This window comes from Mesorhizobium sp. M1329, from assembly GCF_040318035.1.
In the GTDB taxonomy this organism is placed as follows: domain Bacteria; phylum Pseudomonadota; class Alphaproteobacteria; order Rhizobiales; family Rhizobiaceae; genus Mesorhizobium.
In genome coordinates, this window is record NZ_JAMYLN010000007.1 from 71,853 (window position 1) to 82,500 (window position 10,648).

Below are 10,648 nucleotides of genomic sequence, written 5' to 3' on the forward strand. Positions count from 1 at the left end.
GTTGACGAGCGGACGAGCGCAGTCCACGGTCGCGGCAAACTGGTCTGCGCTGCCTCGAAGCGGGACCGAGCCGTTTTGGGAAACATGCAGGACCAGACGACAGGATCCAGGAAGGACGAGCCGCCGGCAACGACCACGAAGCAAACGTGGACCTGATCGCCGTAGTCGTTGCGCTCGCGGAAGGCGAGCCCTGCGTCCTCACCATCGGCCAGGCCAATGCCCTGCCCTCGGGCCCGTTCGAACTCGGCCACCGCTCCCTCCAGTCGGGCCTGAGGGCGTGGGTGGAGCACCAGACCGGTCACCTACTGGGCTATATCGAGCAGCTATACACCTTCGCCGACCGCGACCGGATCGGAGACGAGCGCCAGCAGCGCGTTATCTCGATCAGCTATCTCGCCCTGACCCGCAAGGACCAAGCCGCGAACTCGCCCAAACGCAGATGGCGCAGCTGGTACGACTATTTCCCGTGGGAAGACCGCCGCGCCGGCGTTCCGGCGATCGTCGCGGACATCCTACAGCCACGCCTGTTCGCCTGGGCGGACGCCGCCGGCGAGGCGCAGATTCGGCGCCATCGCCGGCAGCGGGCAGCAATCGCCTTCGGTTTCGACGACCACGCATGGAACGAGGAATTCGCGCTGCAGCGCTACGAACTCCTCTACGAAGCGGCACTGGTGGAAGAAGCAACCCGCGGACACGCTGTGAGCCCCTCCCCGCTGGGCCCGGGCTCTCCATGGTCTCCGACCACCGCCGCATCCTTGCTACTGGCATCGCGCGGCTGCGCTCCAAGATCAAATACCGCCCCGTGGTGTTCGAGTTGATGCCGCCAGCATTCACTTTGCTGCAATTGCAGCGCACTGTCGAAGCGCTCGCTGGCAGACTGATCCACAAGCCGAATTTCCGGCGGCTCATCGAGCAGCAGGATCTTGTCGAGGATGTGGGGGAGACGACAGCCGATACCGTCGGACGGCCCGCCAAGCTCTTCCGCTTTCGTCATGCTGTCCTCGACGAGCGGGCGGTCGCCGGGACGAAATTGCCGCTGTCGCGGGCTTGACTCCATTTATTCTCAGAGAGAGTATATGCTATAATTATACTCACTATGAGAATAATGAGGAGCTCGGATGCCAACTTCGCTGCCCACCGCCGCATCGCTCTATGATCGTGTCCAGCGGGTAATCCCGCCGATGGAATGGCCGACTTTCGCCAGCGATATCGACGCCATCCTCGAACTGAAGCGGCAGCGAAATGCCGTCATCCTGGCGCACAATTACCAGACGCCGGAGATCTTCCACTGTGTCGCCGACATCGTGGGCGACAGCCTGGCGCTTGCTCGCAAGGCGATGTCGACTGAAGCCGATGTCATTGTGCTGGCCGGCGTGCATTTCATGGCCGAGACGGCGAAGTTGCTCAATCCGAAAAAGACGGTGCTGGTTCCTGACCTCAGGGCAGGCTGTTCGCTGGCGGACTCCATTGCCGCCGAGGACGTCCGCCTGCTGCGGCAACGTTATCCGGGCGTACCGGTCGTCACCTATGTCAACACGTCAGCCGAGGTGAAAGCCGAGTCCGACATCTGCTGTACCTCCGGCAATGCCAAGGCCGTGGTGGAGTCGCTGGGCGTTCCTCGGGTGATCATGCTGCCGGACGAGTATCTGGCCCTGAACATCGGCACCCAGACCGACGTTGAGATCATCGCCTGGAAAGGGCATTGCGAGGTGCATGAGCGCTTCACGCCAGCCGACATCAGGGAGTTGCGCGAAAGTCATCCAGGCGTGACGGTGCTGGTGCATCCCGAATGTCCGCCGGAAGTCGTCGCGGAAGCTGACTTCTCTGGTTCGACTGCCGCTATGTCCGACTATGTCGGACGACGAAAACCGCCCCGGGTCGTGCTGATGACGGAATGCTCGATGAGCGACAATGTCGCGGTCGAGCATCCCGAGGTCGAGTTCATACGGCCCTGCAATCTGTGCCCGCACATGAAGCGGATAACACTTGCCAATATCCGTATAGCACTCGAGCAGAACCGCCATGTCGTGACCATCGAGCCGGAGATTGCCGGGCGCGCGCGGCTGGCCGTCGAGCGGATGCTGGCCATATGAGCATGGACGTTCTCGATCTCGGCGGCCGGCCGGTCATCGTCGGCGGCGGCATAGCCGGGCTGATGACCGCGCTGCATCTGGCGCCTGAGCCGGTGCTTCTCCTGTCGAGATCGCCACTTGGCGCGGACGCGTCGAGCACGTGGGCGCAGGGTGGGCTTGCGGCCAGCCTGGGCGAGGATGATGAACCGGCGCTTCATCTTTCCGACACACTCGCCGCAGGCGACGGTCTTTGCGATGCGCAAGCAGCTAGGCGCATCGTCTACGCGGCGGCCGCCGCGATTGAGGATCTAGCGCGCCTCGGGGTTCGCTTCGATCGAACGCCCGCAGGTGCTCTTCGTCTTGGGCTGGAAGCCGCGCATGGTCGGCGGCGCATCGTTCATGCCGACGGTGACGGCAGCGGACGGGAGATAATGCGCGCACTTGTCGCCGATGTGCGCTCCACGCCGACAATAGCGGTCATCGAGGGTATCGCCGGCGGCGTTCGCGCGGCAATCGAGCGCGCGCGAAGCAGCGTCGGCCATCTCGTCAAGATCGAAGTCGAGGTCGATACGCTGGCCCAGTTGGAAGAGGTCCTGGCCCTCGCCCCCGACGTCGTACTGCTCGACAACATGTCGATCGACGAGTTGCGCCAGGCGGTGGCCATGGTTGCCGGCCGGGCGATCACCGAGGCGTCTGGCAGGGTCACGCCCGCAACGGCGCCGGCTGTCGCCGCAACCGGTGTCGATCTGATCTCCATCGGCTGGTTGACTCACAGCGCGCCGATCCTCGATATCGGTCTCGACTACAGTGAGTTCTGATCGTCGGGGCTGACCATCGGCAGTCGACCGGGCTCTTCTCGCCGCGGTCCGCCAGGATCAAGGGCGCCCACGTCGCTATAACGCAAGGAACAGGATGGAAATGCAGCCAGCAATTTCGGATTTGACGATGCCCAAGGCCCAATCCAATGAGAGCCGGCGGATGTGGACCCTGGAAGAGGCCCGGGCACTGCATGACGCGCCTTTCAATGACCTGCTGTTTCAGGCGCAAATCGTTCACCGGCAGAATTTCGATCCCAACAAGGTCCAGCTCAGCCGACTTCTCAGCATCAAGACAGGCGGATGCCCGGAGGATTGCGGCTATTGCAGCCAGTCGGCGCATCACGAAACCGGCCTGAAGGCCTCGAAGCTGATGGAGGTCCGGCGCGTCATCGCCGAGGCGACCAAGGCGCGCGACGCCGGCGCCACCCGCTATTGCATGGGCGCGGCCTGGCGGAACCCCAAAGCGCGCGACATTGATGCGGTCGTGGCAATGGTCGAAGGCGTCAAGGCGCTCGGTATGGAGACCTGCATGACGCTCGGCATGCTCGATCTTGAGCAAGCCTCTCGTCTGAAACAGGCGGGCCTCGACTACTACAACCACAACATCGATACGTCAGAACGTTACTACAGCGAGGTCATCTCGACCCGCACGTTTGCCGACCGGCTGGATACACTCGCCAATGTCCGCGACAGCGGCATCAAGATCTGCTGCGGCGGCATTGTCGGCATGGGTGAAGAGCCTGTGGACCGGATCGACATGCTGGTGACGCTGGCCAACCTGCCTGAGCATCCGCAAAGCGTTCCGATCAACATGCTGATCCCAATCGAGGGCACCCCGCTTGCCGAGGCTAAACCCATTGAGCCGATCGAATTCGTGCGCGTGATCGCGCTGGCACGCATCATGATGCCGAAATCGCACGTCCGACTTTCTGCCGGCCGCACCGCCATGACCGACGAGATGCAAGCGCTGTGCTTCTTTGCTGGCGCCAATTCGATCTTCGTCGGCGACACGCTGCTGACGGCGGACAATCCCGGCGAGGACAAGGATAGTCTGCTGTTCCGGCGCCTCGGCATCGAGCCGATGGAACTCGAGGCGCAATGAACGGGGCGCTCCTCGCCCGCTATGACGCGACCTTGCAGGGGCTGGCGCGCAAGGACCGGCTGCGGATGCTGTCGCCGCGTGCCGGGATCGACTTCTCGTCGAACGACTACCTCGGGCTCGCCGCCTCGAGGAGGCTCGGCGACGCGGTTGCGGCGGCGATCGCGCAGGGCACGCCGGTCGGCGCCACCGGATCGCGGCTGTTGCGCGGCAATGCGCCGGAACACGAGGCCGTGGAGGCGGAGGCGGCGGTGTTCTTCGGAGCCGAACGCGCACTATTCTTCGGCAGCGGCTACATCGCCAACTTCGCTCTCCTGACCGCCCTGCCGCAGAAGGGCGACCTGTTGGTCCTCGACGAGCTCGCTCATGCCAGCATGCATGAGGGCGCACAAGCCGGGCGCGCCGAGGCCAGGCTGGCCGCGCACAACGACGTCAACGCTGTCGAGGACGCGATCACGCGCTGGCGCGCCGAAGGCGGCATGGGGCGCGTCTGGATCGCGGTCGAGAGCCTCTACAGCATGGATGGCGACTGCGCACCGATGGAGAGCCTCGTTGCGCTTGCCGATCGGCACGAGGCATTCCTCGTCGTCGACGAGGCGCATGCCACCGGCGTCTGGGGACCGGACGGCCGGGGACTGGCCGCCGCTTTCGAGGGCCGCGACAACATCATCGCGCTCCACACATGCGGCAAGGCGCTTGGCGCGTCCGGAGCGCTTGTCACCGCTCCACGAACGCTGTGCGACTATCTCATCAACCGGTGCCGGCCATTCATCTACGCCACCGCGCCATCGCCGCTGATGGCGGTCGCGGTGCGTGAGGCGCTGACTATTCTGTCCGACGAGCCCATGCGTCGTGCTCAGTTGCATGAGCGTGTCGCTTTCGCGGGCCGGCAACTGACCGACCGTTGCGGCGTGACTCTCAGCGGCTCGCAGATCCAGCCATTTGTCATCGGCGAGAACAGGCGCACCATGGCGGTGGCGGCGGCATTGCAGGCTCGCGGTTTCGACATAGGCGGCATACGTCCGCCGACGGTGCCCGAGGGCACGTCGCGGCTGCGCATTTCGCTGACGCTCAACGTCGACGAAGCCGACATTTCGGCCATGGTCGAGGCGCTCGCCGAGGTGTTGGCCACGGCATGACCAAGCGCATCGTCGTCACCGGAACAGACACCGGAATTGGCAAGACTGTTTTTTCGGCCGGGCTCGCCGGCCTGCTCGACGGCTTCTACTGGAAGCCGGTGCAGTCGGGCCTTGACGAGGAGACCGACAGCGAAGTCGTTGCCCGGCTTTCCGGCTTGCCGCCAGGGCGCGTGCTGCCGGAAGCCTACCGCTTGAAGAGCCCGCTTTCGCCGCATCGTTCGGCCGAAATCGACGGAGTCGCGATCGAGGCGTCTGATCTCTCGCTTCCGGTCGTGCCGGGTCCGCTCGTCATTGAAGGCGCCGGCGGCCTGATGGTGCCGCTCAATCGGCGCACAAGGTTCATCGACATATTCGCGCAATGGCAACTGCCCGTCATTCTGTGCGCCCGCACCGCGCTCGGCACAATCAATCACACCCTGCTGTCGATCGAGGCGCTGCGAGCCCGGTCCATCCCGCTCATCGGCATCGCCTTCATCGGCGATGAGATGGCCGACACTCAAAGGACAATCGCCGAATTCGGCGATGTGCCACAACTCGGCAGGCTGCCGTACCTCGATCCGCTGACCGGCGAAACGCTGAGAGACGCGATGATTGCCGGTTTTGATCTCGCCCTGGTTGGCGGAGGCGAATGATGTCCCAGTCCAATGTGTGGCATCCCTTCACCCAGCACGCGCTCGAGCCAGCGATCCCTGAAATCGTCCTGACAGAAGGCGCCTATCTCCACAAGGCCGACGGCGCGCGCATCCTGGACGCCATTTCCTCCTGGTGGGTCGTCACCCATGGCCACCGCCATTCCCGCATCATGAAGGCTATCGAGACGACCGCGTCGAGCCTCGACCAGATCATCTTTGCAGGCTTCACGCACGAGCCGGCCGAACGGCTCGCCGAGGCGCTTGTCGGCCTCGCTCCCTCCGGACTCGACTGGGTGTTCTATTCGGACAGCGGCTCGACCGCCGTCGAAGTCGCACTGAAGATGGCGCTCGGCTATTTCCGCAACATCGGCGCGCCGCGCTCGCGCATCGTCGTCATGGAGCACAGCTATCATGGCGACACCATCGGCACGATGAGCGTCGGCGCCCGCGGCGTGTTCAATGCCGCTTACGAGCCTTTGCTGTTCGAGGTGGACACCATCCCCTTCCCGGCCGCCGGGCGCGAACAGGAAACGCTGGATCGTTTCGAGGCCGTCAGCCGCGACCGGCGCGCCGCCGCGCTGATCGTCGAGCCGCTCGTGCTTGGCGCCGGCGGCATGCTGATGTATCCGGCCTGGGTCCTGGCCGAATTGAAAAAGATCACTGAGGCCTCCGGCACGCTGCTGATCGCCGACGAAGTGATGACCGGCTGGGGGCGCACCGGAACCATGTTCGCCTGCGAGCAGGCATCCATCTCTCCGGATATCCTGTGCACCTCGAAAGGCTTGACCGGTGGCACCATCCCGCTGGCGGCCACACTCGCTACCGATGCCATCTTCCAGGCCCATTATTCCGAGGACCGGCAGAAGACCTTTTTCCACTCGAGCTCCTACACCGCCAATCCGATTGCCTGCGCGGCCGCACTCGCCAATGTCGAGATCTGGCGCGACGAGCCGGTGGTCGAGCGGATAGCGGCCCTGAGCGCGATGCAGGCCGCCGGGATTCGGCGCTTTAGCTACAATTCCAACTTCACCGACTGCCGGGCGACCGGAACGATCGCGGCGCTGGATCTGCGCGCCGACTCGACCGGCTATCTGGCCGAGATCGGCCCGAAGCTGCGCGCGTTCTTCCTCGACCAGGGCCTGCTTGTGCGCCCGCTCGGCAATGTCCTCTATCTTCTGCCGCCCTATTGCATCACCGGCGACGAACTCGACCGGCTCCATGACGCCATCGAGGAAGCCGGCGAACGCTTCGGTTCGAGGCCATGAGCAAATCGTCGCGCATTCTCGGGTTTGGTCATCATGTGCCCGGGCGAAAGGTCGAGAACCCGGAAATTGAAAACCGTCTCGGCCTCGAGTCGGGCTGGATCGAGCGGCGCACCGGAATTCGCTCGCGCTTCTGGGCAACCAGCGAAGATACGCTGTCCGGCCTTGCCGCGAATGCTGGTGACATGGCGCTGGCGAACGCCGGCATCGATCGCAGCGACATTGGTCTGTTGTTGCTTGCCACCTCGACACCCGATCACCTCCTGCCGCCAAGCGCGCCGCTGGTCGCACATCGGCTGGGACTGAGCCGCGCCGGTGCCGTCGACCTGACCGGCGCCTGTGCCGGCTTCATCTATGCGCTGATGTTCGCGGACGGATTCACCCGCCTGCATGGCAAATCGACCCTTGTCATCGCCGCCAACATCCTCAGCCGCCGCATCAATCCGGCCGAGCGCGCCAGCGCCGTCCTGTTTGCCGATGCCGCCGGCGCTCTGGTGATTGGTCCTTGCGAGGACCACTGTCGGGGCATTCTCGGCGCCTCGCTGGATTCGGACGGCTCGCGCTATGGGCTGATCCAGATTCCCGCTGGAGGAAGCAGCACGCCGTTCCATGATGACCTCGACCTTGGGCAGACCCGAATGACGATCACCGACGGCCGTGAAGTGTTCGCCAAGGCCGTGGACATGATGACTGCTTGCTCAGAGGACGCATTGGCCGCAGCCAGAATGCAGCCGCAGGACATCGATCGGTTCGTGCCGCATCAGGCCAATGCCCGCATTTTCGATGCGGTGGGGAGGAACCTCGGCATAGCAGACCGAACAATCGTCAAGACGATCGCCGAATACGGCAATTCCTCCGCCGCGACGATCCCGCTCTCCCTGTCGCTGGCCCATCGCACGGAGCCGTTTCGGTCTGGTGAGAAAATCCTTCTGGCGGCAGCGGGCGCGGGCCTGAGCGGCGGCGCACTCGTGGTCGGTGCATAGCCGATCGCCACCGGTCGCCCACGATACGGGGTCTCTCGTACCCGGCAGGCGGTTTGAACCACAGATCGCCTCAGCTTGCCGCCGAATCCGCGCCAAGGCTTGCCTCGAAGTGATTCCGATTTGATTCCGGACCAAACTTGACAAGCAGGTATGCCGGAATCAAAAAGCCCGCAAGCAGTTGAACTTGCGGGCTAATTTTGGTTGCGGGGACAGGATTTGAACCTGTGACCTTCAGGTTATGAGCCTGACGAGCTACCGGGCTGCTCCACCCCGCGTCAACCCTAAAGGTAAGCCTTGGCTCACCGGATTCAAGCTTCCGCCAAATGAAAGGGCCGCTTTCGCGGCCCGGAGTCCCGTTGGCGGGCCTGTTCGTAAGGAGAAGATTAAACAACGTGCGCTTGGCAGACCTGGCAGCGACCTACTCTCCCGCGTCTTGAGACGAAGTACCATCAGCGCTGGAGCGTTTCACGGCCGAGTTCGGAATGGGATCGGGTGCAGCCGCTCCGCCATAACCACCAGGTCGGCAAAACGCACGTTGCTCGAGAAGCTGTTTTCTGTGCCATCCATCGTGTTCACGATGGACATTAGGAATGAGAACGATCAAGCCGATCGAACTATTAGTACCGGTAAGCTTCAAGCGTTGCCGCTCTTCCACACCCGGCCTATCAACGTGGTCGTCTTCCACGGTTCTCAGGGAATACTCGTTTTAAGGTGGGTTTCCCGCTTAGATGCCTTCAGCGGTTATCCCGTCCGGATATAGCTACCCTGCTATGCGGCTGGCGCCACAACAGGTCCACCAGAGATCCGTCCATCCCGGTCCTCTCGTACTAGGGACAGATCCTTTCAATATTCCTACACCCACGGCAGATAGGGACCGAACTGTCTCACGACGTTCTGAACCCAACTCACGTACCGCTTTAAATGGCGAACAGCCATACCCTTGGGACCTGCTCCAGCCCCAGGATGCGATGAGTCGACATCGAGGTGCCAAACAACCCCGTCGATATGGACTCTTGGGGGTCATCAGCCTGTTATCCCCGGCGTACCTTTTATCCGTTGAGCGATGGCCCTTCCACGCGGGACCACCGGATCACTATGACCGACTTTCGTCTCTGCTCGACTTGTCAGTCTCGCAGTCAGGCAGGCTTATGCCATTGCACTCAGCGAACGATTTCCGACCGTTCTGAGCCCACCATCGCGCGCCTCCGTTACTCTTTAGGAGGCGACCGCCCCAGTCAAACTACCCACCATACATTGTCCCGGACCCGGATAACGGGCCGCGGTTAGACATCCATAGTGATAAGGGTGGTATTTCAAGGGTGGCTCCACCTGAGCTGGCGCCCAGGTTTCAAAGCCTACCACCTATCCTACACATGCCACTACGAATGCCAATGTAAAGCTATAGTAAAGGTGCACGGGGTCTTTCCGTCTAACCGCAGGAACCCCGCATCTTCACGGGGAATTCAATTTCACTGAGTCTATGCTGGAGACAGCGGGGAAGTCGTTACGCCATTCGTGCAGGTCGGAACTTACCCGACAAGGAATTTCGCTACCTTAGGACCGTTATAGTTACGGCCGCCGTTTACTGGGGCTTCGATTCAGAGCTTGCACCCCTCCTCTTAACCTTCCAGCACCGGGCAGGCGTCAGACCCTATACGTCGTCTTGCGACTTCGCAGAGCCCTGTGTTTTTGATAAACAGTCGCTACCCCCTGGTCTGTGCCACCCTCCCATGCTTGCGCATGAAAGGGTCACGCTTCTTCCGAAGTTACGCGTGCAATTTGCCGAGTTCCTTCAGCATAGTTCTCTCAAGCGCCTTGGTATACTCTACCAGTCCACCAGTGTCGGTTTCGGGTACGGTCTATAAGGAGGAGCTATTTCCTGGAACCACGCAGCAGCCCTTTCAATCCGATAAGATTGGACTACCTCAATGATCCGTCACTTCCTCCAGGCCCACGAATATTAACGTGGTTCCCATCGTCTACGCATTTCTGCCTCGACTTAGGGGCCGGCTAACCCTGCTCAGATTAGCTTTAAGCAGGAACCCTTGGACTTTCGGCGGGGGAGTCTCTCACTCCCCTTACGTTACTCATGTCAGCATTCGCACTTCTGATACCTCCACCACCCCTCACGGGTATGGCTTCATCAGCTTACAGAACGCTCCGCTACCGCTTGCATTGCTGCAAACCCTAAGCTTCGGTGTATGGCTTTAGCCCCGTTACATTTTCGGCGCAAAGACCCTTATTTAGACCAGTGAGCTGTTACGCTTTCTTTAAATGATGGCTGCTTCTAAGCCAACATCCTGGTTGTTTTGGGATCCTCACATCCTTTCCCACTTAGCCATAACTTGGGGACCTTAGCTGTAGGTCAGGGTTGTTTCCCTTTTCACGACGGACGTTAGCACCCGCCGTGTGTCTGCCGACTATTACTCCCAGGTATTCGGAGTTTGGTTAGGTTTGGTAATCCGGTGAGGACCCCTAGCCCATCCAGTGCTCTACCCCCTGGGGTATTCGGTCGACGCTCTACCTAAATAGATTTCGCGGAGAACCAGCTATTTCCGAGTTTGATTGGCCTTTCACCCCTAGCCACAAGTCATCCCGAACTATTGCAACAGTTATGGGTTCGGTCCTCCAGTAAGTGTTACC

At 61.9% G+C, this 10,648-nt stretch carries 7 protein-coding genes, 1 tRNA gene, 2 rRNA genes and 1 pseudogene (1 of these 11 running past the window's edge); 8 read left to right on the top strand and 3 right to left on the bottom strand.

What is annotated here, in order from left to right:
- Positions 1 to 104 precede the first annotated feature (104 nt).
- The 8 genes and pseudogenes from NKH21_RS09180 (at position 105) to bioZ (ending at position 8,005) form a co-directional block, all read left to right on the top strand.
- A pseudogene (locus tag NKH21_RS09180) lies at positions 105 to 1,051 on the top strand (NUDIX hydrolase).
- A gap of 67 nt (positions 1,052 to 1,118) precedes the next feature.
- Entirely contained in the window at positions 1,119 to 2,093 is a 975-nt protein-coding gene (gene nadA / locus NKH21_RS09185; protein WP_352864437.1) for a quinolinate synthase NadA, read from the top strand.
- Complete coding sequence (locus NKH21_RS09190; protein ID WP_352864440.1) at positions 2,090 to 2,890, top strand: FAD-dependent oxidoreductase; 801 nt, start codon at positions 2,090 to 2,092, stop codon at positions 2,888 to 2,890. Before nadA ends, NKH21_RS09190 begins: the two co-directional genes overlap by 4 nt.
- A 160-nt stretch (positions 2,891 to 3,050) precedes the next feature.
- Positions 3,051 to 3,992 (top strand): biotin synthase BioB, encoded by a 942-nt coding sequence (gene bioB, locus NKH21_RS09195; protein ID WP_502911883.1) that lies wholly within the window; start codon positions 3,051 to 3,053, stop codon positions 3,990 to 3,992.
- Positions 3,989 to 5,128: an 8-amino-7-oxononanoate synthase gene (locus NKH21_RS09200; RefSeq protein WP_352864446.1), complete on the top strand. Its 1,140-nt coding sequence runs from the start codon at positions 3,989 to 3,991 to the stop codon at positions 5,126 to 5,128. Before bioB ends, NKH21_RS09200 begins: the two co-directional genes overlap by 4 nt.
- The gene (gene bioD / locus NKH21_RS09205) at positions 5,125 to 5,760 is read left to right on the top strand and encodes a dethiobiotin synthase (protein WP_352864449.1); all 636 of its coding nucleotides are present in this window, start codon (positions 5,125 to 5,127) and stop codon (positions 5,758 to 5,760) included. Before NKH21_RS09200 ends, bioD begins: the two co-directional genes overlap by 4 nt.
- Positions 5,760 to 7,025: an adenosylmethionine--8-amino-7-oxononanoate transaminase gene (locus NKH21_RS09210; RefSeq protein ID WP_352864453.1), complete on the top strand. Its 1,266-nt coding sequence runs from the start codon at positions 5,760 to 5,762 to the stop codon at positions 7,023 to 7,025. The genes bioD and NKH21_RS09210 overlap by 1 nt, the downstream gene beginning before the upstream one ends.
- Positions 7,022 to 8,005 carry a 3-oxopimeloyl-[acyl-carrier-protein] synthase BioZ gene (bioZ, locus tag NKH21_RS09215; protein WP_352864456.1) on the top strand — a complete coding sequence of 328 codons (984 nt, stop codon included), beginning with the start codon at positions 7,022 to 7,024 and terminating at the stop codon, positions 8,003 to 8,005. Before NKH21_RS09210 ends, bioZ begins: the two co-directional genes overlap by 4 nt.
- A 198-nt stretch (positions 8,006 to 8,203) precedes the next feature.
- Here bioZ and NKH21_RS09220 read toward each other — a convergent pair.
- From NKH21_RS09220 to NKH21_RS09230, 3 genes are all read right to left on the bottom strand, one after another.
- A tRNA-Met gene (locus NKH21_RS09220) sits at positions 8,204 to 8,280 on the bottom strand.
- A 130-nt stretch (positions 8,281 to 8,410) separates the two neighbouring features.
- Positions 8,411 to 8,525 (bottom strand): 5S ribosomal RNA (gene rrf, locus NKH21_RS09225).
- A gap of 76 nt (positions 8,526 to 8,601) precedes the next feature.
- Positions 8,602 to 10,648 (bottom strand): 23S ribosomal RNA (locus NKH21_RS09230); it runs 752 nt beyond the window's last position.